This is a genomic window from Sphingobacterium sp. HSC-15S19 (assembly GCF_050433745.1).
GTDB lineage: Bacteria > Bacteroidota > Bacteroidia > Sphingobacteriales > Sphingobacteriaceae > Sphingobacterium > Sphingobacterium siyangense.
The window spans coordinates 1-23456 of sequence record NZ_JBNPWQ010000033.1 but is presented as its reverse complement, the minus strand read 5'-3'; the positions used below and the strand labels follow the sequence as shown (position 1 = coordinate 23456).

At 40.2% G+C, this 23456-nt stretch carries 25 protein-coding genes and 1 pseudogene; 15 read left to right on the top strand and 11 right to left on the bottom strand.

Features of this window, described 5'->3' with window-relative positions:
- Positions 1-340: 340 nt before the first annotated feature.
- The 5 genes from L1283_RS22165 to L1283_RS22145 form a co-directional block, all read right to left on the bottom strand.
- Positions 341-646 (bottom strand): hypothetical protein, encoded by a 306-nt coding sequence (locus L1283_RS22165; protein ID WP_157698533.1) that lies wholly within the window; start codon positions 644-646, stop codon positions 341-343.
- A gap of 16 nt (positions 647-662) precedes the next feature.
- Positions 663-1514: a LytR/AlgR family response regulator transcription factor gene (locus L1283_RS22160; RefSeq protein ID WP_115050273.1), complete on the bottom strand. Its 852-nt coding sequence runs from the start codon at positions 1512-1514 to the stop codon at positions 663-665.
- A 1-nt stretch (position 1515) separates the two neighbouring features.
- Complete coding sequence (locus L1283_RS22155) at positions 1516-2547, bottom strand: hypothetical protein (protein WP_159333195.1); 1032 nt, start codon at positions 2545-2547, stop codon at positions 1516-1518.
- A gap of 111 nt (positions 2548-2658) precedes the next feature.
- Positions 2659-3642, bottom strand: coding sequence for a hypothetical protein (locus L1283_RS22150; protein ID WP_159333196.1), 984 nt, complete (start codon positions 3640-3642; stop codon positions 2659-2661).
- A gap of 65 nt (positions 3643-3707) precedes the next feature.
- On the bottom strand, positions 3708-3833 hold the full coding sequence (locus L1283_RS22145) for a hypothetical protein (protein ID WP_262507962.1): 126 nt from the start codon (positions 3831-3833) through the stop codon (positions 3708-3710).
- 339 nt (positions 3834-4172) lie between these two features.
- Between L1283_RS22145 and L1283_RS22140 the strand changes: the two genes are divergently transcribed.
- The 3 genes from L1283_RS22140 (at position 4173) to L1283_RS22130 (ending at position 6333) form a co-directional block, all read left to right on the top strand.
- Positions 4173-5195, top strand: a complete 1023-nt coding sequence (locus tag L1283_RS22140) for a helix-turn-helix domain-containing protein (RefSeq protein WP_159333197.1) — start codon at positions 4173-4175, stop codon at positions 5193-5195.
- A gap of 108 nt (positions 5196-5303) precedes the next feature.
- The gene (locus L1283_RS22135) at positions 5304-5861 is read left to right on the top strand and encodes a MauE/DoxX family redox-associated membrane protein (RefSeq protein ID WP_115050264.1); all 558 of its coding nucleotides are present in this window, start codon (positions 5304-5306) and stop codon (positions 5859-5861) included.
- A gap of 142 nt (positions 5862-6003) precedes the next feature.
- The gene (locus L1283_RS22130) at positions 6004-6333 is read left to right on the top strand and encodes a hypothetical protein (RefSeq protein WP_115050263.1); all 330 of its coding nucleotides are present in this window, start codon (positions 6004-6006) and stop codon (positions 6331-6333) included.
- 44 nt (positions 6334-6377) lie between these two features.
- On the opposite strand, the gene L1283_RS22125 is transcribed toward L1283_RS22130, so the two are convergent.
- From L1283_RS22125 to L1283_RS22110, 4 genes are read right to left on the bottom strand one after another with little or no spacing between them, the layout of a single operon-like run.
- Entirely contained in the window at positions 6378-7736 is a 1359-nt protein-coding gene (locus L1283_RS22125) for a RagB/SusD family nutrient uptake outer membrane protein (protein ID WP_112375974.1), read from the bottom strand.
- Between the two features lie 4 nt (positions 7737-7740).
- A complete protein-coding gene (locus tag L1283_RS22120) occupies positions 7741-10908 on the bottom strand; it encodes a SusC/RagA family TonB-linked outer membrane protein (RefSeq protein ID WP_159333199.1) in 3168 nt (1055 codons plus the stop codon).
- Positions 10905-12443, bottom strand: coding sequence for a TlpA family protein disulfide reductase (locus L1283_RS22115; protein WP_313236622.1), 1539 nt, complete (start codon positions 12441-12443; stop codon positions 10905-10907). The genes L1283_RS22120 and L1283_RS22115 overlap by 4 nt, the downstream gene beginning before the upstream one ends.
- Before the next feature lies 1 nt (position 12444).
- Positions 12445-12813, bottom strand: a complete 369-nt coding sequence (locus tag L1283_RS22110; RefSeq protein WP_157698535.1) for a hypothetical protein — start codon at positions 12811-12813, stop codon at positions 12445-12447.
- Between the two features lie 598 nt (positions 12814-13411).
- Between L1283_RS22110 and L1283_RS22105 the strand changes: the two genes are divergently transcribed.
- A complete protein-coding gene (locus L1283_RS22105; protein WP_115050253.1) occupies positions 13412-13798 on the top strand; it encodes a hypothetical protein in 387 nt (128 codons plus the stop codon).
- Here the strand turns inward: L1283_RS22105 and L1283_RS22100 are convergent.
- Positions 13781-14008, bottom strand: a complete 228-nt coding sequence (locus L1283_RS22100; protein ID WP_146753172.1) for a hypothetical protein — start codon at positions 14006-14008, stop codon at positions 13781-13783. The two genes, L1283_RS22105 and L1283_RS22100, sit on opposite strands and share 18 nt — an antisense overlap.
- A 383-nt stretch (positions 14009-14391) precedes the next feature.
- Between L1283_RS22100 and L1283_RS22095 the strand changes: the two are divergent.
- Positions 14392-15033 (top strand): annotated as a pseudogene (locus L1283_RS22095) (antirestriction protein ArdA).
- A 144-nt stretch (positions 15034-15177) separates the two neighbouring features.
- Here the strand turns inward: L1283_RS22095 and L1283_RS22090 are convergent.
- Positions 15178-16401 (bottom strand): S1 RNA-binding domain-containing protein, encoded by a 1224-nt coding sequence (locus tag L1283_RS22090; RefSeq protein ID WP_429626457.1) that lies wholly within the window; start codon positions 16399-16401, stop codon positions 15178-15180.
- A 308-nt stretch (positions 16402-16709) separates the two neighbouring features.
- On the opposite strand from L1283_RS22090, the gene mobA reads away from it, so the two are divergent.
- From mobA to L1283_RS22040, 10 genes are all read left to right on the top strand, one after another.
- Positions 16710-17141, top strand: a complete 432-nt coding sequence (gene mobA / locus L1283_RS22085) for a conjugal transfer protein MobA (RefSeq protein ID WP_024566610.1) — start codon at positions 16710-16712, stop codon at positions 17139-17141.
- A 7-nt stretch (positions 17142-17148) separates the two neighbouring features.
- The gene (mobB, locus tag L1283_RS22080) at positions 17149-18435 is read left to right on the top strand and encodes a conjugal transfer protein MobB (protein WP_429626456.1); all 1287 of its coding nucleotides are present in this window, start codon (positions 17149-17151) and stop codon (positions 18433-18435) included.
- Between the two features lie 101 nt (positions 18436-18536).
- Positions 18537-20537 carry a conjugal transfer protein MobC gene (gene mobC, locus L1283_RS22075; protein WP_112375955.1) on the top strand — a complete coding sequence of 667 codons (2001 nt, stop codon included), beginning with the start codon at positions 18537-18539 and terminating at the stop codon, positions 20535-20537.
- Between the two features lie 149 nt (positions 20538-20686).
- Entirely contained in the window at positions 20687-21064 is a 378-nt protein-coding gene (locus L1283_RS22070) for an ArsR/SmtB family transcription factor (RefSeq protein ID WP_024566613.1), read from the top strand.
- The gene (gene merTP, locus L1283_RS22065) at positions 21058-21660 is read left to right on the top strand and encodes a mercuric transport protein MerTP (RefSeq protein WP_024566614.1); all 603 of its coding nucleotides are present in this window, start codon (positions 21058-21060) and stop codon (positions 21658-21660) included. The genes L1283_RS22070 and merTP overlap by 7 nt, the downstream gene beginning before the upstream one ends.
- Positions 21660-21869, top strand: coding sequence for a GDCCVxC domain-containing (seleno)protein (locus L1283_RS22060; protein WP_078679374.1), 210 nt, complete (start codon positions 21660-21662; stop codon positions 21867-21869). Before merTP ends, L1283_RS22060 begins: the two co-directional genes overlap by 1 nt.
- 69 nt (positions 21870-21938) lie before the next feature.
- A complete protein-coding gene (locus L1283_RS22055) occupies positions 21939-22277 on the top strand; it encodes a hypothetical protein (RefSeq protein WP_024566615.1) in 339 nt (112 codons plus the stop codon).
- Positions 22278-22283: 6 nt separating this feature from the next.
- Positions 22284-22694: a Fur family transcriptional regulator gene (locus L1283_RS22050; RefSeq protein WP_024566616.1), complete on the top strand. Its 411-nt coding sequence runs from the start codon at positions 22284-22286 to the stop codon at positions 22692-22694.
- Between the two features lie 55 nt (positions 22695-22749).
- Complete coding sequence (locus tag L1283_RS22045) at positions 22750-23076, top strand: DUF6660 family protein (protein ID WP_429626455.1); 327 nt, start codon at positions 22750-22752, stop codon at positions 23074-23076.
- 150 nt (positions 23077-23226) lie between these two features.
- On the top strand, positions 23227-23456 hold a 230-nt coding region (locus tag L1283_RS22040; RefSeq protein WP_429626454.1), incomplete at its 3' end, for a hypothetical protein.

Here is a 23456-nt window from a genome sequence, read left to right as displayed (position 1 = left end):
AAAAAGACTGACAGAACATTGGCAGGAGCAGTTCGGTAATTAGGCAGGGAGCTGGCAGGACAGCCCCCATATACCATCCTTTTTATACACTTGCATCCGACCAACACCCAAGCAAGTCCCGACGCTGCTCGGGCTTTCCAGCAGTTTTCATGCGGTCCGCTTCGGGTCACACCCGAACAGATCCCGATGGCCACCCGAAGAAAACCCAAGGAACGGTCGAACAAAGGCAGGCGAAAGGTTGAAGATGGGTAGGTGTTGGTCAGGTATTGCTCCGAAAGACAAAATAAAAAGGTCCTCCGAAAACGAAAGACCCCAAAAATAATCTCAATCCATCCTGGATTTACAGATTCCAGTAGGCACGTTTAAACCGTTCTACGCTGGTCTGCAAAAACAGGCGTTTGCCATTTTCCTTACGTACCGTTCCGAGCATCCCCTTATGCTGGTATCGGTATAAGGTTCTCTCGCTGATACCGACAAATTCCTGTACGTAAGCCGCATCCCACCAGACCGCAGCGCCTTCATCAGGGATTTCATTCTTGATTTGCATTTTTTGCAATTTGCTGTACAGCATATGGAGGGCAAACAATATCGTAGCATCATTCCCTTTATGTGTATTTTTTCGTGTTTTATTCAAAATTATCTTCATAAAATCAGTATTAACATTACATCCTTTGACTCGTGTTCGCCATCTCTTTTCCCTCCCTGACGATACCATGTATCTGAAACTTACCACTAATGGAATTCTGCTCAATCCACTGGTCAAAATATTGGTATTTTCCCTTTTCACCGCGGTTTATTTCTATACCAGGAAGGAATACATGATGGGCAGTCACCCCCAGCACGTGCTTGAGAGAAACCGCAACACTTCGGTGTACCTGTGCAAAACTCGCCTTGGGTAACAGGGCGAGCATATTACCGAACGATTCGTTGACTTCAACGAAAGTTTTATCATTCATCCATATTCTGGTCTGATTATTTTTTGCTTCAATATAACAGATCTCATCATAGTTTAGCCTCTTTTTTACAGCCCCCCGTTCCCCATAGAAAAAGCACTTATTATCATCATTCAAGTTATTTAAACCATAATGCTGAATTCTCTTTTTTGCTCTGTCCATAGCTTTATAAAAACGTTCCTGTTCGAAGGGCTTGAGAAAATAATCGGTTACCTCGTAGTGAAACATTTTGTCGCCTACTTCTCTATTCGTACTGCAAACAATCACCTGAAGATTTGCAATACCCGTGTTGCCCCGCTTGAGACTTTCCAGCTGCCCCAAAATATCCAGTCCCCCAACGATGGGCATCTCAATATCAAGAAATAGAATATCCAGTTTTAAGCGACGCAAGGCCACTAAGGCTTCCTTGGGATTGGTCGTCGCATACACACATTCGACACCATCTGTCAAGTCTACGTATCTTTTAAGATCATCTACAACATCAGGATCATCATCCACAATCCCCACACAGATTTTTTGGAGCCGTCCCTCCTGCTTTAATATTTTTTTTATTGTATCCATGTTAAAAATTTATATCCAAGTTCAAGTAAAATATGCCGTCAGCCATTTGTTTTATCAAGGAAAATGCTTCGCCGTATTCCAGACGGAGCAATTTTGTCAATTGTTCTAAACCAGTGCCTCCTTCTTCAAAGATCCAGGCAGACTGTGATGAAACCTTATTGGTACAACTTATTGATACCCTCTCCATATCACTAAACACATAAATAATACTTTCAAAAGAGCTGTCGCTATAATCGCCGTGTTTGACCATATTTTTATACAGGCTCAATAGCATCATGGGAATAATCGGATGGTTCCAGTCCTGAATATCCGACTGCAGATGAATGTGATGCTCACCATACAGGCGCATCAGCTGCTTCAGATAAAAGAGCTCATCTTCCAATTTTCCCGATATATGCTGTCTAAAGTTCATCGTTCGCATAGCATAGGCTTCCAGACCAAAGAACAGTTCTATTCGGGTCAGAACTGCAGGTCGCTTTCGTACCAGACGGGTAAAGCTCTGTGTCAGATTGCCCATGAAATGAACGGCCCAGTTACGAAAAAGCCTTGCTTTCAGACTTTCTAGAGAATGTATTCTTTTCCATCCCAAATGCCTGAAAAGACCTGCACTGAGATTGTAAATGATCTCAATAGCCAGAATTAAAATGCCTTTGAGCACAAAAGTCACATAGAAAGTAAATACGTCGATTCCAAAGTCTACCGCTCTGAACAATTTGGGGTTTTTGAGTACTTTCCGGCTAAGCTCTGTCGGAAATTGATATAGCAGCAGAAAAACTGCTAGGGCTGTCAGCAAAAAATAACCGATCATGATGCCCACCCGTTGCAAGGTAAAACGCCTAAATAGCGCACGTCGCAACCAAGCTCGATTGGTATAGCTAATGCCCAACATAAAGGGAATCATTAGTATGATAATACATACATGCCCCCAGCCGAATTTATAGATATTGACTAGGCTAATCCAGGCAAAATAGCCACCCCAAAAAATAAAGTGAAATCGCGCTGATAATGGTTTAAGAATACTGTCCTTGATCATAATTGGTTTAGGTAATAAAAAAACAAATCCTTATTTTAATAAATAAATTATTTTAAGAGACAATTTATCAATTAAAGAAGATTTATACAACCTCAGTCAAAAAAAACACGTTTAAACATTCAACCATATCTTTCTAAATTTTTGACGGGCTATTTCAAATTCCTTGATTCCAATAACCACCGAACGACCAGTCGCCAGATCAAAGAGCATTCTTTTTCCCTGCACAACAAACGGTAGCCAAAGGTTTTGTAAAGGCATCTGCTCCTGCTTTATCAGCAGCTCATGATCAAAGACTGCCGGCAGGCATTCCCATTGGATCAATTCTTCCGCAGCAAGGTCCCCCACAAGATCAAGAATATACTGCAGCGCAGGTTGGTAGTCGGACCTATTGTTCACATATCGTCCTTCCTCTCCAAACCGAAGGGTAATTTGCCCGTCTACCATTGTCATGATGGCAGCTCTGATTGGTACCTTAGTCCAAAAGCTTAACGCAGCGATCCCCTCACGTAAAAGCAGCTCCGATTTATGCAGTGTGACCGGTACCCATCCCTTTGAGGCCTGACCAGCAATAAGCTGCCCATCGATAAAGAAAATCAGGTGGTAGTTTTTCCGAAGTGCTTCCCTGAGCTTTAAAAGCGGATTACCCTGATCAGCACGAATGAAGATTAATTCGTTCTCGGTCGCTTCCCGACCAAAGGAGAGCCGGAACTGCTTCCTGTAAATCTGTCCCTGCGCTTCAAAGACATCGGAACGCAATAATATGGCCAGCTTATGCCCCAGCAGCATCAATGCCCTTGCGATCAGGCCATATGGACCAATATGTAAGCAGGCCCAGATGCGAGGCCCCGGATCGTTCCCAGGCCAGGCTTTGATCAGCTGCGCTAATAAATTGTCATCTACCTGATAATGCTGCTGATTGGACCATTCCTGATGTATCCGCAGGGAACGGATAAGCCCCCCTGCATCCCGAATCAATTGCCAATGGTATAAGAGGGCTACAGCTTTGAGCGATCTGTACCAGCTGTGGCTATTCAGGGCTAATGTATCTGTCATTAAATCGGAGTTATGCCCCATATTTTGAGGTATATTGTTCATACTTGTTCGAGTAATTGGTTATCAAAAAAGGGTGTCCGGATCACCCATCAGTTTACTATTTGTGCTTAGAAATAGTAGATATCACATTTTTCCTCCTCAGCATCGCCCAAGAGCTCTGCTGTTTCCGCATTGGAAAAGGTACAAAGTGCCTGGTTAGCCAAAAGTTGCAATTCTATAAAAAGCTGTTCCATATTGATTTCATCTTTTTTGTATCCGTCCAGCACCAAACTTGCCCAGTTTGGTCACTTTGCTTTCGGGCCAGGAAAGCGAGATGATCACGGTGGCGAATTTGGCAGAAATGCAAGACATTAGCTTCATTTTTGGGTACATCGGTTGTAGATCAGGGTGAACCGCTAATTTTTTAGCCCGTTAAAATTCACCCTACTTCTAGACCTGTTCGCCATCTCCCCAGACCCATGTACACTTTTTTTTGATAACCTCGCTCCGTTTTATTAGAATACATTTTTCAACAGATTAAAACCAATAAATCAAACAGTTAAACCAGCCATTATTAGCTAAAGTTGATCTTTATGGAAAGAAGTTATGACTTTGTCCTGCCACAGGAATATGAGCCTGTTACCTCTCCGATACAGCGTCTGACTTATCCTATTCGCAATGCCCATGTACAGCATTGGCAATCGGTACATAACTGCATCTGCGAGCAGACTTTTGATGGCCGCTATGGCTATCTCTATTATTATGAATTTTGGATGGAACATGAAGAAACCATCCCAATCTATACCTCTATGGGCGACCTACATCTTACCTACCCTTTGCTAAGTGACTCCCCCTTAAGGCAAAGCCATTACACACAGGATTTTGCTATTGAATTTGCCAAAGGGCGGGGTGCTTATCTTTATCTTGCCAAAGGCGAATACCGATTAACCATTCCAAAAGGTCGTCACATCTTGGTGGGCTTTATTTTGGATGCCGGACTTTTTCGGCCACCTGCCAACCGGCACTTCGGTTTTTTGGATCATCTGGTACAGGCCAAGAAGAATCAGTCACCGCAGTCGGACAAGAGTGTTACCTTCCGTGTGGGCGATGTCACCAAGCAGCAGCTACAATTGCTTTTCAGCAAGATCAACCCCAATATCCTCGACAATGAGCATATGCTCTTAAAGCAGCTGATCTTTCTGATCCAGCTGAGCCGTTTTAAGATACAAGACGATGGCAAGGAAGAACTGATTGAGCAGGCGCGGAATTTACTGCAGATAATGATTTTGCACCAGGGGGCGCAGGTTCGGTTATCTGATATAGCTGGAGTACTGAGGAAGTCCAGAGATTATATCAACGAAGAACATAAAAAAAAGTATAAGTGCACATTTCATGATTATCGGAATCAGCTGCTGTTGCATCATATTGCTTCCACTATCGTGGGCAATGAGAAATTGGCTACTACGGCCGAAGAGTGTGGATTTAGCAGTGTTATTGAACTCAACAAATTTATCAAAAACCAGACAGGACTTACTCCGGGATCTTTTAAGCAACAGCAGGAAAATGCGGGCAATGACCCCTTATCTGCCCGAGGTGCTCAAGAACCGCCTTCCTAACCAATCCTGTTTTCTGCCAATCGATCGCTTGTTTTCTGCTTAACGCTCGCCCTTTTATCGCTGTAATTTAGCATTGTAAAACTTGGTAAACGGTTAACAAAAAAGACTATGGAACGAAGCGGAAACTATATACAACATGATGGAACTGGGGTGGCAGGTACAGTTTCCAAAAAAGCTAAGCAATCAAAATGGCAAACCTATATGGAGTGGTATATTCTGATCGCATTAGTCATGCTGATCCTATTACTTTTCTTCACTGGACTTGGAAAAGTATTTAACCATGCAGCATTTGTGAGTCAACTTCACAAACAGCCTCTTCCGCAATGGTCGATGTCCATTTTGAGCTATTTGCTTCCGATGTTGGAGCTGGGGACTGTCCTCCTGATGTGTATTCCACAGGTAAGGATATGGGGCTTGGGGCTAGCTATTTTATTAATGACAGCCTATTCGATCTATGCCTATTTGGCTTATATCGAAATCTATGGTTATGTGCCCTGTGCCTGCGGAAAAGTATTTGAGAAAATGAGCTGGAAACAACATTTTCAATTCAATCTGGCGGTTACTTTACTTGCGGCACCGGCATGGCTGATGGAATACAAACTAAAAAAAGCAATAAAAACTATGCATAGCGAATCCCGACGGGGATTCGACCAGCAGGAAAGGTAGTCAATAGTTGAGCGATATCTTCTTTCGGGATTGCGACAATTCAGATATATCGATAAACCTACGACAAGGCAAGTCTCCGAGACAGGATATTGAAGGATTAGAAACTACCGACCTGCATTTATAAACTATAAATATCAACAACATGAAAAAAGCAAAATTATTTATCCCAATTCTGGGAGCAGTTTTGGGATTGGGTGTCTATGCTGGACACGCCAATGAAATCAGTAGAAAAGCGACAAGCACTACTGAGCAATCGTGGGAAGTCATTAATCCAAGTGGTGATCTGACCGACCCAGACAATTACCAGCCCTATTCGGGTGATATTGCCACATTATGTCCAAGCGACGAAGTTCTATGTGGTATCAAAGCTGAAAATGACGGTGCTGGTAAACCACAAATGACAAACGAGCTTAAATCTGAAATCAATTCAGGAACGCCAACTAGTCATGTGTTCTATCGCGCGGAAAATTAAGATCTGCAAAAAATAGGAAAGGGCGGTGGTTCGCCCTTTCCTATCTATCGTGGATTCTGGACAAGCCCTCCAGCAACGACAACCGAGTATGGGATCAATAGCGCAAATCGCTTATCGTTAGGTTCTAAAATATATTCCTTTCCATCAAAGTTACGTACGATTCGAATGCCCGCATTATAGTGCTTATTCAGCCGTTTTATGTCCGACCATCGCGTACCAAAGCGAAAAGCCAGTTCCTTTTTACGTTCGCTCAATATAAAGTCGATCAGTTCAGCCTTTCCAGCGGGTACAATGGGTAGCTTGCTTGTTTCATAACGTGCTTTCAACAATTCAACCATCGTATTACCAGCATCAATCAACTGATTTGACCTTGCTTCACATTCGGCTTTAATCAAATAAAGTTCATCTACTGCAAGACCGCAAAATGCATAGCTTCCTATTGTACCCGCATAGTTTCCTTTGAAATTGTAAAATCCATTTGCATTTTTTTTGTAATACAGTGTCTTCCTCAAATCACCTCCGTTGTACTGTTCAAACAGTACTGTGTCGACAAAAGATTTTGTTCCCGTAAATATGCCACCTGATGACGCCATACCACTATGAAAGATAACTTCCTTATTCATTAATTCAAATGGAATTGCCGCTGTTGGCGACACCATCCTATAATCAATAAGATCCTTTTGGATCGCTAAGGAAAGATTCGCATAGTTTAAGGCTTCACTTACATTCCCCATGTAGAGGAACACCCTGGCCAGTACAGCATAAGCGGCAGCTTTGGATGGTCTCGTCTTTTTGAGCGGCAGATTGGGGAGCAGACCAGCCGCATCCCGAAGATCTTTGGTGATTTGCAAAAAAGTATCTTCCAGATTAGTACGTTGAAAGTTAACATTGATATCTGAGGTCGTACGAAGTGGGATGCCAAGCTCGTTCTTTGCAGTACCAGCTTCATAAGCCTGCGAAAACTCCTGAGCCAGCCAGAATAAATTCCATCCCCTGTGAAACAACGCCGTTCCCTTGACCAAATCCCTTTCCGAATTTGACATACCGTCTAAATCTGCCTGATCAACGTTATCCAAAACGATATTTGCATACATAATCTTTTTGTAGCTTTCGGTCCAGTCTGTCAATTTAGTCTGTTCGTTATTCAAAAGATAAACATCACTTAATTCTGCCGCCAAACTCTTCACGTCTTTATCGTTCATAAAATAATAGTCAGAGGCGACATCCATCCCGATCGGAAAGCTGCGTACGGTATAGAGCTCATAATCCATTAAAGCCTGTAGATCTTTCAATGTTTTGGGAACTGCCAATGAACTTTTGGATTTCTCATCCAAGAATTTATTACATCCTACCACTATTATCAACAAGCAGCATAGTATAGTTGAAATTATGTTTGTCTTCATCGTATTAAAATTGAGCGTTTATACCTAGTGAAAATTGCGAGGGAATCCGCATAGTAATTCCATTTGGATCCAAATCTAGCTTGGTCGCCTTCCAGATCACACCAAGATTGCGGGCATAAGCCTGTAAGGAAATACTTTTGAAATAGCCCAGTTTGGGTTTCAGGCGGTAGATCAAGCTAATATCCTGCAAAGTGATGTTATCACCTTTCTCGACCAAAATGTCGGAGTTCATATAAAACTGATCCCTGTTGGAATTCAATGGGTAATTGAATGCAGGAACATTAGTCGTCGCCTCATCACCCGTTTTTTGCCATCTTTTATAATAATCGCTGTGTAGCGGGATATTAGAGGATAAGGAGGAATAATTGACGGATTCTCTTCTAAAAAAATAATTGAAACGATAAGCGATGTTGATACCGGCTTCCCAAGCACCGAAAGTAAAACTGTTTCTGATACTCCCAAACTGTTCAGGAAGTGCAGATCCATGGAATACCAGATCTTCAAGAGAAACTTTGGACCTTAAATCGGCGTAATTGGAATAAGGCTGTCCGTTTACACTAAACTGAGGATTACCGGCATCAGCTGTGAGTCCCATAAACCGGTAACTGACTAGATTATAAGCAGCATAACCCTCTATTGGTGTAAGCGATTGGCCCGAATTTACCATATCAGCATTCACGTTTGACCGATAGCTATAGTTCATAATCCGGGTTTTATTGGACGAAAATAACCAGGTGGTACGCCATTGCAACGGGGCATCGATGTTGAGCGTATTGAGCTGTACTTCCCAGCCCTGTGTACGCAGGCTTGCGGCATTTCTTTTTAAATAATCGACACCTACAGTTGGATCAACATTCACAATGGCGATCAAATCGGTTGCTTTTTTATTGAAGTAAGCTACCGATCCAGTCACTCGATTGTGCTTTAGGCCAAAGTCGAGTCCAAAATTTAACTGGCTTACATCCTCCCATCGCAGGTCTGGATTGGGCGGATTATTGACATAGGCATTGGTGAATCCCCCCAGTACACCGGGACTGGAGTTATAGGTTATGGTCGTCTGTGCAGGAACTGAATTGTTTACATTTCCACTTTTTCCGTAGGTCGCCCGTAAGATTAAGTGCGGCATCCAAGCCCAGTTATAGAAACTTTCGCGATCGACATTCCACATACCACCAATTGACCACAGCGGTTTCCATCTATTGTTGGTATTTACACCGAACAGATTTGATGCATCACGACGTGCGCTTGCTGAAACTGTATACTTTTTGAGCAGATTATACGATCCGTTGAAGAAAACGGAGACAAAACGGTCTACATTACGTTCATCATTAAAGTTATACCAGATCGTATTGCTTCCAAGGCCAGCGTAGTAAGTAAAAATTGTGCGATAATCAACAGGTTGGGATATGTTGAGTTCATTGTCGTATCCGTACTGCCGATAAGTGTGCAGTAGCCCCCGATTGTCCCTTACCTCCCCACCTATCAACACATTCAGATCGCCCAGGCTAGATTGTTTATCGTAGGAAATCTGTGCCCGCATATTGTGACCATACTGTCTGTTTGAAGTTCTATCCAAAATATCACCCAGTGGAATAGGACGCTCAATGACATTACTTTTTAACTGGCTATATTTATTGATGAGATCGCGCACATAAAATGAGTTATGATCCATCCGATCCTCGAGGAGGCCATTCGATGTAAAATACTGGTACCGCAATTCAGACCGCAGCCCTTTTATCCATTCATACGCTGCTGCAAGGTCAAATTTCAGCACATTCGTATTATCCGTCTTATCCAATAGTTTCTGATCTGCCAAGGGATAATACGACCAATCCAACAATTTGCCTTCGCCCAGCGTATCCAGAAAACGACTTCTGTAGTTCTGCTCCAATCGACTCGGATTGCCATCGCTATCCAATAGCCGCGAATAAGGATAAGCTAGCCCAGCACTTCCGATTGCTAAGGATGAAATACCATTGTTGGTCACTTTATTTGCATTGAACTGCATTCCCCCCGTAAGTACCAATTTAGAAATCGGTCGCCAGGTCTGCTCTGTACGAAGTGTAAACCGACTATTTTCATTGCCGACAATATTACTTCTTACCCTATCAAATCCGGCCGACCAAATAGACGCCAGCTTCTCGCTTCCAGTACTCAGCTGCACATTATACTGTTGATTAATTCCCTTTTGACGCAGGTACCGCGCTATATCAGCACGCAAGTTTCCCTGAGCAATTGCATTCAATTGGGATTCCAAGGCCGAGTCGTCGATCAACTTATTACGATGATCGTTTAAGAGCTCAACCACAGGACTTACCACAGGATTATACACCTTATTATTGAGCGTATTGTCGTAATAGCCCTGATTAAAGAGAAGTCGCTCCACCTCGATATAGGTTGAATTGTCTACCTGCGATCGATAATAGGGATCCTCCCTATCAATCACGGAGATATTACTCGTTACCGAAAGACGGATCGGCATATCAAATTTCCCTTTCTTTAGCGTAATTACGACCACGCCATTGCCAGCCTTAGCACCCCAAATAGACGTCGCAGCAGCGTCTTTCAATACGCTAATATTTTCCACATCATTGGGATTAATATCATTGATATCGCCCTCATAAGGAAAGTTATCCACCACAATCAATGGACCTTTGATGGTTTCGGTAATCGTACTCAGGCCCCTGACCATAAAATTGCTCGGATTGCCACCACGTTTATCAAAAAGTATGGCACTACTCAGTCCATCCAATCTATTAAGGATATTAGAACCTATCTGTCTATCCAGTTCCTTTTTCCCGATCAGGTCAAAAGCTCCGGTTGCTCTCTCTTTGGGTAGGGTCTGATAACCTGTCGATACCTGTACCTCTTCCAATTCATTGACCAGAGGTGTGAGGTATACCAACCAACTATGTCGGTTTAGCGCTTCCAGCGATAGGGTATCAGGGTGATAACCAAGGCGTCGAAAAACAAGACAGCTTATATGTCCTTTCAGTAACAACTCTCCTTTTGCATCCGTGGCTCCGAAAGCCTTTCCTTCGCAATCTTTAATAGATACAGCAGCAATAGGCAGTTTTGTATCGCGATCCTGAACCCTGATTGCTTGTCCCTGTGCGAATGTTTTCAAACAAAATACGACACAAATCAACACGACTAAAAGATATTTTTTCATCGTATCAGCTCCTTTCTTCCCTTAGCTACATAACCGTAGCGCGTCAATTTCATTACACTACCACTTTCTTTAAATCCATCCTGTGTTAAGACGAACATGATCATCTTCCGCCTTTCAAGTGATAAAGTCAGTCCCTGTACTGCAAATGCCTGTTTCAATTGGTCTATATCGCTGAGATTATCGGAAAGCGGTAAGTCTATCCTTTCATCAAGCCCTGTTTCATCGATCATAAAGGGCAATACCGAGAAAGACCTCAGGTTAAACAGATTGGGGATATTTTTTATTTCAACGCCAATAAATGCATTCTTTGGCTTATCGTTTCCAAGCTGTGCCTTTTGCAAAAACTTGCCGTCTGAGCTCCCATCGTTCTCCACCAGACCGTTCAATATGACCGTTGGTACCTTAGCCAATTCCTTACTTTGGCGAGGCTTTTTACCATCAGCACGGCGCATCACCAGGCATTCAACATCACGTAATTGATAAGATGCTTTCATTCCGAGATAGAAATTGAGGTCGCTTTCCATTTTTTTGTAAACGGTATAATCATTCCACACCGCTGGGCTTACCGATTCGTAAGTATATTTCCAGAAATTCCGATCCTGCTCCAATCTGTGGATTATACTATCGGGACTTTTTATTTCGAGTATCCGTCTAGCGCGAATCTTGGAAAGGCCGGCAATATAATTTTGAGCATCTTGCAATGCGATACCATATTGCATAAATACATTGAGATTGGGTACAACGAGGTGCTTATACTGATGCGTGGAGTCCACCGTAAAACTGCTTGCCTGCGATATCCCCTGACCATAGGGCAGTAAGGTGCTATAATAATAATTGATGATCTTAGCATCATAATAAGGTTGCAATAACGGCTGGTCAAATGAGAGTACTTTGGCCGCAACAGGCACTGCGTTTCGGTCTTTGATCATCTGCTTTAAAGCAAGCGCATTTAGTTCACTCGGCATTGCTAGTGCACGTACCACACCATTGTTGTCAATACAGACTGTAAATGGGATTGCGTCTTTATCAAAAAACTTGGTCAGCAGCTTGTCGTTGACAATGGAGGAAAACCTATTAGCCAATCCATGGGTTTGTATAAACTCACTTTTGCCAATAAATTTCTCTACGGCAACACGATCTTGGTAAGTAACTGAAAGTACTTTGACCTGGCTGTCCATATCGTCCTGCAATTTATAGAGACTAGGGAATGAGGCTATACATGAGGAACACCAAGTAGCCCAGAAATCTAGAATAATCAGTTTCTTATTCTTATAGTCGCGGAGCGTCAATTGTTTAGATCCAGCCTGATGCCCTACGACATTAAGCTGTATATCCCAAAGAGCCTGCGGGATAGTATCCCCTATTTTGAGATGTTTGATTAATAGCCCATCGGCCCCGCTTTCCTTGCGGGGCGTCTGAGCTGATAAACTAAACATAGAAACTAAAAGGTATAAAATCACTAATACCGTGACCTTAAGTATTTGAATATATAGCAGTGTGCTGCTATTGGATTGTAGTTTTAATTTTTTCATCATTTCAGGAATTGATATTGGATGAGGATACGCGCCGAAAGAAATCGGAAATCGCTTTGGAAGTATCTATCGATTCTTTGTGTAGCTCGATAGAAATAGATACCTTACCAAGATCCAATTGAGTCGTATGGATCATTAAATAAGCTATCAGGACGCGGAGAAGTTCGACGGAAAATTCAGACAATTGCGGATTATCTTTCGTTTTTTCGTTATCAACCGTATCGGGATGCAAAACAACGATATAGTCTTTGATTGTACTTAGAGGATACTTATCCCAAAAGTCTTGAACATTTTTCACAGGATCATATCCTGATCTATGAGTTTCATAAATTACCAAATCCAGTAGAATTAGGTGAGCGTAATTAGATCTCATTCTTTAGATTTTTAATGGCGAGTTTAGAGCATACCTATTCCAGTTCGACTGAATCGGTTACTTTTTAGGCCGTAAACCGCCCGTAATAAAATTGGTTAATTGGGATAGCTAGAATTCTAGTGAATGGATATGACTCGGTATATAGTTGGGCATCTCGAATTCCATAGCTGATGTTACCAGATCATTGCTGGCGAAATCAAACCGAGCTACTCGGGAGATTTGAAGATGTTTTTTGTGCTTTGTTTATTTTCTTTCATTACTCACTTAAAATTAAATTTTATAAAGTGAGTCCCCTAAGGTTTTTAAGAACTATAGCGGGCTCCTATCAACCGTATAGCAGGCTTCCGACGGCCTAGTGAAACGGAATTACGATAGTCGCCCATGAGCTATAGCTTGCACAAAAGTACAAAAATATCTACATGGGCATTGGACTACCGTCTCGTTCACTAGTAATTTGTCGGAATTCACTATCGAGACTCTTTTAGTCAAATGCCATTCTATCCAAGATTTGAATGAATATTTAGCAAATATACAAATTCCATTTATTCAATACAAATATGTATCGAATAAAACTCTCGATTATGTCAACATTTGGTTTATGACCAACTATTCAAAAATCGAAATAGAAATTATTAATATCTCACTAGGACTAACTGTCAAATTAAGGAGACTAGAATACAAGTACTCTCAGCTTGATTTAGGTATTATTAGTGAGACCGACAACACCTTGATAGGCAGGATTGAAAGAGCGGAGCATATTGTTGGTTGGAATGTCATCATGTTGGTGAGCCAAAAATTAAATATTAACTTCTCATCACTATTTGTACTTAAGACCAAGGAGGAAGTTTTAGAATTAATCGAGGATTGTTTAGCCCTAGAGACAAAGTTAACACAACAGAAAAGAGCATTTTATGACAAATTGAAGGGGAGGGTAAATGATTTGTATGATAAAATAACTCCACCTCAATCACACTTGAGCTATTAATGCCCTAAAAAATTCTTTTGTATATGAAAATATACGATGCACAAATCGCAAAAAAGAATATTTTCCTCTGAGATACTGGTTAACTGCAATGTGAGCTATCTTTTTGACAAACTCCAAGATGGTTTTTGCTTCCTCTAAATCTGTTCCTTTCTTTTTCAAGATTTGTACAACTCTTTCGGGTGTTACATCGTTCGCTTCTTCTTTCTCCATCTTCAACTGATTTTTGTCTGTTAACCACACGGATTAATCCGCACAGACAAACTTATCCCACTGATGGAGTGGATATTGGATTGTGTCTTTGGGTTGAATTACTTGGCATAGTCTGCCTGTTTAGAACCATTTCGGCAATGCTATCCTCATTACTTCCACGATTGGTTTTACCCGAAAACGCCAGTATGCCTGTTGTTCACCTTTCATGGAGCAAAGGTTGGACGTGTTCTTAAGGGAAGCAAAAGGTCATGCAAGTTTGAAAAAAAAATCTCCACCCGTTGGGTAGTATTTGTTTTCCAAAACCTTGTGCATCCTAGACGCTAACCTAAACTGCTCCCGAAACGAAACACAGCATACTCCGGCTCTTTACAAGAATAAAAAAAATGTCAGGCATGAGGAATATAAGCATTGGAAATGGTATTGAAACAAAACAACAGCACCACCTCTCATTGCCGAATAAATCAAAAAAATTAATTCAAAACAGTAAAGAAATGACACATCAAATAATCACATCGGAAGCAAGGGTATATGTTGGCACATACGCAAAATTTAATGACGGTTCAATCTTCGGGGAATGGCTAACGCTATCCGACTATGCGGACAAAGACGAATTTTACGATGCTTGCAGGGAGTTGCACGATGACGAGGAAGACCCCGAATTTATGTTTCAAGATTACGAGAACATCCCAAACGGCTTAATCGGCGAATGTTGGATAAGCGATAGCATATTTGATGTTTTGGAGGCTTTGGAAAATATGAACGAAACCCGAAAAGAGGCATTCCTAATATGGTGCGACAATGGACACCGTAGGCTATCAGAGGCTGATATTGGCGACCTAATGAGCGACTTTGACGATGACTATATAGGGGAATACAAAGACGAGGAAGATTTTGCCTATGAATAGGTAGAGCAAATGGACTTGCCCGAATTTGCAAAAACGTACTTCGATTATGAGGCTTATGCCCGAGACCTGTTTAGCGACGACTATTGGAGCGATAGAGGTCATGTATTCTACAATTCATAATTTTTGGGGAACGTTTAACCGTTTCCATTTTTTGAAAAAATCATGTCGAGCAAAAAATACAGATCCTCCTCAGGTCGGAACCGTCTTTTTTGCAGAAAGCCGAGCGCTCGAAATATTGATTTTCTCCAATTTTTAACCCTAAATTTAAATGATGCAAAATTCACCTGTAGATTGAGATACTATTATAACATCCAATTTGCTCCCTAGCTGTATGTTTTCTTCTGGTAAATTTATCCAGCCTTCAAAATCATTAGAGTAGAAATAAGCTTTTGAGTGATTTTCCTTAACATATGTCACTCTGATTTTGTCACCATATTCAGGCAAATCGAATTGATCGAAATAGTCTTTACGAGTTAGAGAAATAGTTTTTCTTTTATCATCCATACCTAATATGTAGAAATCAAACGTTTCTCCAATTGGCAAGTAATAAGGAAGATCTTCATTTTCAACAAATGCCAAATTCGATATAATTTTTTTTGCTATGTAAGACTGTACCGTAAATCCATTAGCAACCAACTCTATCTGCACACTACGGTCAAAATATCTAATGACTTTGCCTCGCACAGGTTCATCAACATTCACATAGCGAAACCATTCATCAAATTGATGTTTATATTGCTTTTTGACACTAAATTTTAAACTATTCTTATCTGCATCAAATGCCGAAAGTACAACCTGAATTTTGTCAGAAGGATTGAAAATGTTTTCAAATCTACCTACGTACCCATATCCAATTTCCGAAAAATGAATAAACCCTGTATTTGTACCACCCTCATACTTTACAGCAATCCCTATGTCTGGTACAACTCTTACAACTTCAACTTCAACAATTTTATCTAAGTTTGCATCATAAAATTCGAGCTCAGGAGTTTTTACAAGCCTTTTAATGGAAGTCTCAATTCTTTTTCTGTCCTCATCAATAGCTAGAATTTTAACGTCAATCTTATCATCTATTTTATATGACGAAGTGACGCATTCCTGTGGTACCCAAGATATTTCTTGCCTTGCAAAGCGGCATTCCAAGCCTTCAACTATTTCACAGATTACGGTAAACTCATTAATTTGCTTGACCTCTACATTTAAAACATCATTTATTCTTAATTCTCTAAATTTCTCGCTATCCCATGGATCTTTAAGGTCTATCAGGCTACCAATAAAATTAGATGTCGTGGATGCATAACGCTGAATTTTTACATCTAAGAGACTACCTATTGGGAATTTGCTGTTAAGGTCAAGAAATCGACTTGCTGTGGCATTATGTGTAGGAATAAAAAGCCAATTTTTAAATGAAGAGTTTGATACTTTTAAACCAATCTGTAATCCTCCTCGATCCGTTTGAACTTTTTCTACACGGCACGAGTATACCATTTCTTTGTTTAAAACCGCATCAATATAATGTTTAGGGTCAGATATAGTTCCCTTATTCGATAAAACAATATGATGTTGTTCCGGATTAAATTCGATAATATTTAGGTAAAGTTCATCTTCATTTTTAAATACTTTTCTCGCATCTGATATCTCTATCTCAGAAAGATATTTTTTTGAAATCTCAACTTTTAGCCCAAAAACATTTACTATTATAGTTTCTTTTTGTACGGTATCAATGATTGCTGGTACTGGTTCTCCATTCGCATTCCAAAGTCAGGGTTTTGTATGGATTTTAAAATGGATTAGTGATGAACGATAACAACAAAAAGCAATTGAAAAAGACCGGACGTCGCCCCAAAGAAGACCCGGCGACCATCCGCTATACGATTTCCTTTAACGAGCAGGAACACGCCCATTTTCTTGCCCTGTTTGATAAATCAGGTATGCAGGTAAAGGCGCATTTCATAACGTCCTGCATCTTTGACAAGACCATAAAAACCATTCAGATTGACAAGGGAACGGTTGATTTTTATATGCGGCTGACCTCTTTTCACAGCCAGTTCCGTTCCATAGGTGTGAACTATAACCAAATTGTAAAGGTGCTGTACAAGAATTTTTCCGAGAAAAAAGCCGCAGCGTTCCTGTATAAACTGGAGAAACAGACGGCTGAAATGGCAATGCTGTGTCAGAAAATCATTCAGCTTACTGAAAAATTTGAGGAAGAATACCTAAAAAAATAATGTAGAAGTGATAGCAAAAATTGGAAGAAGTGCAAATTTATACGGAGCGTTGGCGTACAATCAGCTTAAAGTGGAGAATGAAAACGAGCAGATTTTGTTTGCCAATAAGATGATTGAAACCGCAAGCGGTCATTATTCCGTGGCACAATTAGCCCAGTCTTTTGCACCTTACCTGATAGCCAACCGCAATACCGAGAAACACACGCTGCATATTTCGCTAAATCCTGACCCGAACGATAAGGTAAGCGATGATAAGTTTAGGGAAATGGCAGAACAGTATATGCGGGAAATGGGTTACGGCGAACAGCCTTTTGTGGTATTCAAACATACCGATATTGACCGTAGCCATATACACATTGTATCGGTTTGCGTGGACGAGCAGGGCAAAAAGATTTCGGATAAATTCGAGAAAATGCGGTCTATGAATGTATGCCGTGAACTGGAAAGAAAACACGGGTTGATACCCGCAACAGACAAAGAGCGCAATCAGAATGATAAGGTTTTCCGTCCGGTAGATTATCGGGCAGGCGATGTAAAAAGCCAAATTGCTTCGGTCGTTCGCCACCTCCCGAATTACTACCAGTACCAAACTTTGGGCGAATACAATGCCCTGCTTTCCCTGTTCAATATTACCGCCGAGAAAATCGAGGGCGAATTGCAGGGAGAGATGAAGCAGGGCTTAATATATATTCCGCTAAATGAAAAAGGCGAAAGAGCCGGGCATCCGTTCAAGGCTTCGCTGTTCGGAAAGAGCGCAGGGCTTCCGGCTTTGGAACTGCATTTTGCGAAATGCAAAACGGCTTTGAAAGATAGCCCCACCAAACAGACCCTAAAATCTGCCGTTACCATTGCCCTGAAAACCACGAGCGATGAACAGGCATTTAAAAAGCAGTTGGTGGAACAGGGTATTAACGTTGTGGTGCGCCGAAATGATACAGGGCGTATTTATGGCATCACATTTATAGACCACAATTCCAAAGCAGTTTGGAACGGTTCACGTTTGGCAACAGAACTTTCTGCCAACACCTTTAATGATTATTGGAACAATAACATCAAACCGAATATTAAAGAACCTGCCGTTTTACAACCCAAATTATCCACATCAAATGATGCGGATCTTCCTGCGGAAGAACCACACCATTTGTTCGACTTCTTACATACTGAAAAACACGAAGACGGTTTGATTGAAGCACTGGGAGGTTTATTGCCCGAAGCCCAGGGCGAAGATTACGAAGAACAGGACTTTGCCAATAAAATGAAGAAGAAAAGAAAACGCCAAAGAGGTCAGAAGTAATATTCAGCCAAACACTGCCACAGAACGCCACTGGCTGCCACATTCTTAGAGCCACTCCATAGAGCCTTTAAATTCACGCCCGAACATTAAAACTTTAGATAATGCAGGGAGAAGACGATTTAAGAGGGCTTTCCAAGATAATGGCTTTTATGCGGGCAGTCAGTATTCTTTTGGTGCTGATGCACCTTTATTGGTTCTGCTACGGTTTCTTTTTAGAACGTGGTTGGACGTTGGAAGTAATCAACAAGATATTAGGCAATTTCGACCGAACGGCGGGTTTGTTTTCACACACTCTTTACACCAAAGTATTCGCTTTGGTCTTACTGGCTTTAAGCTGTTTAGGGACAAAGGGCGTAAAGAACGAAAAGATAACCTGGACTAAAATTTACGTGGCGTTGGGCGTTGGCTTTGTGCTGTTCTTCCTGAACACACCTTTGTTAAAGCTATCTCCGGCAACAGGCACATTCCTGTATATGCTTACTATCTCATTAGGTTATATCGCCTTGCTGATGGCGGGCGTATGGATGAGCCGCCTGCTTCGTACCAACCTGATGGACGACGTATTTAATAATGAGAATGAGAGCTTTCAGCAGGAAACCAAACTGATGGAAAACGAGTATTCCGTTAACCTGCCCACCAAATTTTACTACAAAGGCAAATGGAACAACGGTTGGATAAACATTGTAAATCCATTCAGGGCATCAATAGTGTTGGGTACTCCCGGTTCCGGTAAATCTTATGCCATCGTAAACAACTACATCAAGCAGCAGATTGAAAAAGGCTTTAGTATGTATATCTACGATTTCAAGTTTGACGACCTTTCTACTATTGCCTATAATCACTTACTGAAGCATCGGGATAAATACAAAGTTCAGCCGAAATTTTACGTGATAAATTTCGACGACCCACGCAAGAGCCACCGTTGCAACCCACTCAATCCCGATTTTATGACGGACATTTCTGATGCTTACGAAGCGGCATATACTATAATGCTAAACCTTAACAGGTCGTGGATACAGAAGCAAGGGGATTTTTTCGTGGAAAGCCCAATTATTCTTTTGGCTGCGATTATTTGGTATCTGAAAATCTACGAAGATGGTAAGTATTGTACGTTCCCTCACGCCATTGAATTACTGAATAAAAAGTATTCGGATGTATTCACGATTTTAACTTCATACCCGGATTTGGAAAATTATTTGTCGCCCTTTATGGATGCGTGGCAAGGTGGAGCGCAAGACCAGTTACAAGGACAAATCGCATCGGCAAAAATTCCGCTATCAAGGATGATTAGCCCACAACTTTACTGGGTAATGACGGGCGATGATTTTACGCTTGACATTAACAACCCGAAAGAACCTAAAATTTTGTGCGTGGGTAACAATCCCGACCGTCAAAATATTTATTCCTCAGCTTTGGGTTTATACAATTCGAGGATTGTAAAGCTGATAAACAAAAAGGGACAGCTAAAGAGTTCCGTTATCATAGATGAGTTGCCCACAATTTATTTCAGGGGACTGGACAATCTTATCGCAACGGCGAGAAGTAATAAGGTAGCGGTATGTTTGGGTTTTCAGGATTTTTCGCAATTAACAAGGGATTACGGCGACAAGGAAAGCAAGGTAATACAGAATACTGTCGGTAATATATTCAGTGGTCAGGTGGTTGGCGAAACAGCAAAAAGCCTTTCGGAACGTTTCGGTAAAGTATTACAGAAACGCCAGAGTATGACGATTAACCGCAATGATAAATCTACCTCTATTTCGACACAGTTAGACAGCCTTATTCCGGCTTCCAAAATCTCAACACTTACACAAGGTTTGTTTGTTGGTTCTGTATCAGATAACTTTGATGAACGTATCGAGCAGAAGATATTTCACGCCGAAATTGTAGTGGACAATGAAAAGGTAGCGGCAGAAAGCAAAGCCTATCAGCAAATACCGCAAATCTTATCTTTTGTAAATGAGCAGGGCGAGGATAAGATGAAGCAGGAAATAGAAAACAATTACAAGCAGATAAAATCAGACATTCTGAATATTGTTGTTAGTGAAATGGAGCGTATCAAGAATGACCCTAACTTACAGCATTTGGTGCAGAAAGAATGATTATACTAAATATTTTTGTGATTTTTCTATTAATATATTGTTAGAAGAATTAAAAGTAACAGCACCATTACGTCAACATATAAAATGCCAAATTTTAATACTCATAATTTAGCATTTGCTTAAATAAACAAATTAGTTACATTTGCATTATGGATAATACTTCTTGTACACGACAACAGGCAGACATTAAACAAATCAATCGCTGTAAAGAAAGAGTTTCGGAACTCCACAGTTCGTTTGACTATTTGTCGAACGCACTTGAATTGACTGGAAACAATGTAAGACTGAAAATTCTGTTTCTTCTTTATGAAGAAAAACGACTTTGTGTTTGTGATGTGAGTGAAATTCTTGGAATGACAATTTCAGCGATTTCTCAGCACTTGAGAAAACTTAAAGACCGAAAGCTTATTGAAACCGAAAGAGAGGCGCAAACCATTTTTTACTCATTGACAAAAGAGTATGAGAAAATGTTGGACCCATTTTTTAAAATACTTGACGATAAAAAAAATTTAGAAACAATATGGTAACGGACGGAAAACTAATTGGGACTGGACTTTTGACAGCAATAGCAGCTTCATTATGTTGCATTACACCTGTTTTGGCTCTCATAGCAGGAACAAGTGGACTTGCTTCAACTTTCTCTTGGCTCGAACCTTTTCGTCCATATTTTATCGGGTTAACTATTTTAGTGCTTGCTTTTGCTTGGTATCAAAAATTGAAACCGCAAAAGAAAATTGACTGCAACTGTGAAACAACTGAAAAATCAAACTTTATGAAAACAAAATCATTTTTAGGAATTATTACCGTTATGGCGGCTTTACTTTTATCATTTCCGCTTTATGCTCACATTTTTTTTCCAAAGACCGAAAGTAAAGCAATTATTACCCAAACTTCCAAAATTCAGAAAGTTGAGTTTACAATCAAAGGGATGACTTGTTCAGGTTGTGAACACCACGTTAAAACGGAAGTTAGTAAACTAAAAGGAATTGTGGAAGTTGTGGTTTCTTATGAGAAAGGCAATGCCATTGTTAAGTTTGACAACAAACAAACAAGTATTATAGAAATTGAAAAAGCTATCAATTCGACAGGTTATAAATCACTAAAAAGTAAAATTATATCATAATGGAAATTAAATTACAATCAATTATAACTTGCCCAAATTGCGGATACAAAAAAGAGGAAACAATGCCAACAGATGCTTGCCAATATTTTTATGAATGTGAAAATTGCAAGACAAGATTAAAACCATTACAAGGCGATTGTTGTGTGTATTGTAGTTATGCCAGTGTTCCTTGTCCATCAATACAACAGGATAAAAAATGTTGCTATTAGAAACCAATTAAGAGAAAAAAATGTTCAGTTTTTTCAAAAAATATTTTCAAAAATTTAAGAAGAATACTTATGCTATCAACAGAAAAAACATTATCAGAAGTAATTGAAGTACTAAGACAAAGGGGTTATACGGAAGACTTTAATCTATTGGAAGAAAACATTTCGTACAAAATAGACGGAGAGAAAGTTAATTTAAGGGACATTGTTATTGATAAAATTTATCGTTTTACTGGGCTTAATGACTTGGAAGATGAGGCTATCTTATATGCGATGAGAAACCAAAAAGATGGAGCAAAAGGTGTTTTCGTAAATGGTTATGGTACATACTCTGACAGTGCAGCAAACAGCATCATTGAGCAAATATCAGTTGACGAGGACGATAATGATGATTGGACGATAGAAAATTAAATCACAATGACTGAATTAGAAAAAATTTTACTGCAAAAAGCTATAAAACCCACCGCTATGCGTTTGTTGGTGGTTGAAAAGTTATTGAAACAACAATATGCAGTAAGTCATAAAGAGCTGGCAGAACAGTTTGAAAAAGCAGATAATATTACTCTCTTCAGAACACTTAAAGTATTCCTGGAATACAAACTTGTCCATACCATTGATGATGGAAGCGGAGTGATTAAATACGCACTTTGCCAATCAGGATGCAATTGTAATTTATCAGAACTGCACACACATTTTTATTGTACCGACTGCAAACATACTTTTTGCCTTACTGAAACAGAAATTCCGAACATCGAAGTTCCTCAAAACTTTAAATTAGATGGAGCTAATTTAGTTCTTAAGGGGAAATGCGACAAATGTAACAAATAGATTTTTTCAACTTTGCAATTCTATTGCACAATCTATTTATTTATATTTGTAGCTGATGAAACTATTTATATTCATATTCAGTATATATTTTCTGACATTATCCGTAATGCCGTGTACTGATGCGTGTGGTATGGATACCAGTAATACTTCAAAATCAGAGCTTTCTAATACAAGCAATGGTCAAACGAAAAACGGCGATTTATGCAGTCCTTTTTGTTCTTGTGCTACTTGTCATACCGTTGTGAATTTTACGTTTCAAACGTTCAAAATAAACGAGGCAAAGCCAAGTCTTAGCAAGATACAAAAATTCCCACTTCAAAATTTCAATTTCATTTCCAATTATCACGGAAACATTTGGCAGCCGCCAAAGATTAATACTTAATATTTTCAGCAAATGTATTTATTGGTAATGGATGATATATTCATTTACTATTAGATAGGTGTATTATCTAAATTGCACATTTAGCTGTCCTTTCTGTAACGGACAGAAAGTATTTATATCCATTATTATTAATTATTAATCAAATGAATTGTGTTAGACAGTATCATAAAATTTAGCATTAAGAACAAGCTCGTCATTGGAATAATGACATTGTTGCTCATTATTTGGGGAGTGTGGAGTGCCACAAAATTACCCATTGATGCCGTACCCGATATTACAAATAATGGATCATACCGAAAGTTTGGGGGAGGAGAAGTTTTTAAGCATACAATTTCATTACTCTATATAGGAAGAATGTGGTGTCTCTTACACCGCGAAAG

Bases quoted from the DNA above. Each gene is read 5' to 3' on its own strand.
- L1283_RS22165 (WP_157698533.1), bottom strand. From the start codon at position 646: ATGAAGATAATTTTGAATAAAACACGAAAAAATACACATAAAGGGAAT.
- L1283_RS22160 (WP_115050273.1), bottom strand. From the start codon at position 1,514: ATGGATACAATAAAAAAAATATTAAAGCAGGAGGGACGGCTCCAAAAA.
- L1283_RS22155 (WP_159333195.1), bottom strand. From the start codon at position 2,547: ATGATCAAGGACAGTATTCTTAAACCATTATCAGCGCGATTTCACTTT.
- L1283_RS22150 (WP_159333196.1), bottom strand. From the start codon at position 3,642: ATGAACAATATACCTCAAAATATGGGGCATAACTCCGATTTAATGACA.
- L1283_RS22145 (WP_262507962.1), bottom strand. From the start codon at position 3,833: ATGGAACAGCTTTTTATAGAATTGCAACTTTTGGCTAACCAGGCACTT.
- L1283_RS22140 (WP_159333197.1), top strand. From the start codon at position 4,173: ATGGAAAGAAGTTATGACTTTGTCCTGCCACAGGAATATGAGCCTGTT.
- L1283_RS22135 (WP_115050264.1), top strand. From the start codon at position 5,304: ATGGAACGAAGCGGAAACTATATACAACATGATGGAACTGGGGTGGCA.
- L1283_RS22130 (WP_115050263.1), top strand. From the start codon at position 6,004: ATGAAAAAAGCAAAATTATTTATCCCAATTCTGGGAGCAGTTTTGGGA.
- L1283_RS22125 (WP_112375974.1), bottom strand. From the start codon at position 7,736: ATGAAGACAAACATAATTTCAACTATACTATGCTGCTTGTTGATAATA.
- L1283_RS22120 (WP_159333199.1), bottom strand. From the start codon at position 10,908: ATGAAAAAATATCTTTTAGTCGTGTTGATTTGTGTCGTATTTTGTTTG.
- L1283_RS22115 (WP_313236622.1), bottom strand. From the start codon at position 12,443: ATGATGAAAAAATTAAAACTACAATCCAATAGCAGCACACTGCTATAT.
- L1283_RS22110 (WP_157698535.1), bottom strand. From the start codon at position 12,813: ATGAGATCTAATTACGCTCACCTAATTCTACTGGATTTGGTAATTTAT.
- L1283_RS22105 (WP_115050253.1), top strand. From the start codon at position 13,412: ATGACCAACTATTCAAAAATCGAAATAGAAATTATTAATATCTCACTA.
- L1283_RS22100 (WP_146753172.1), bottom strand. From the start codon at position 14,008: ATGGAGAAAGAAGAAGCGAACGATGTAACACCCGAAAGAGTTGTACAA.
- L1283_RS22090 (WP_429626457.1), bottom strand. From the start codon at position 16,401: ATGGTATACTCGTGCCGTGTAGAAAAAGTTCAAACGGATCGAGGAGGA.
- mobA (WP_024566610.1), top strand. From the start codon at position 16,710: ATGAACGATAACAACAAAAAGCAATTGAAAAAGACCGGACGTCGCCCC.
- mobC (WP_112375955.1), top strand. From the start codon at position 18,537: ATGCAGGGAGAAGACGATTTAAGAGGGCTTTCCAAGATAATGGCTTTT.
- L1283_RS22070 (WP_024566613.1), top strand. From the start codon at position 20,687: ATGGATAATACTTCTTGTACACGACAACAGGCAGACATTAAACAAATC.
- merTP (WP_024566614.1), top strand. From the start codon at position 21,058: ATGGTAACGGACGGAAAACTAATTGGGACTGGACTTTTGACAGCAATA.
- L1283_RS22060 (WP_078679374.1), top strand. From the start codon at position 21,660: ATGGAAATTAAATTACAATCAATTATAACTTGCCCAAATTGCGGATAC.
- L1283_RS22055 (WP_024566615.1), top strand. From the start codon at position 21,939: ATGCTATCAACAGAAAAAACATTATCAGAAGTAATTGAAGTACTAAGA.
- L1283_RS22050 (WP_024566616.1), top strand. From the start codon at position 22,284: ATGACTGAATTAGAAAAAATTTTACTGCAAAAAGCTATAAAACCCACC.
- L1283_RS22045 (WP_429626455.1), top strand. From the start codon at position 22,750: ATGAAACTATTTATATTCATATTCAGTATATATTTTCTGACATTATCC.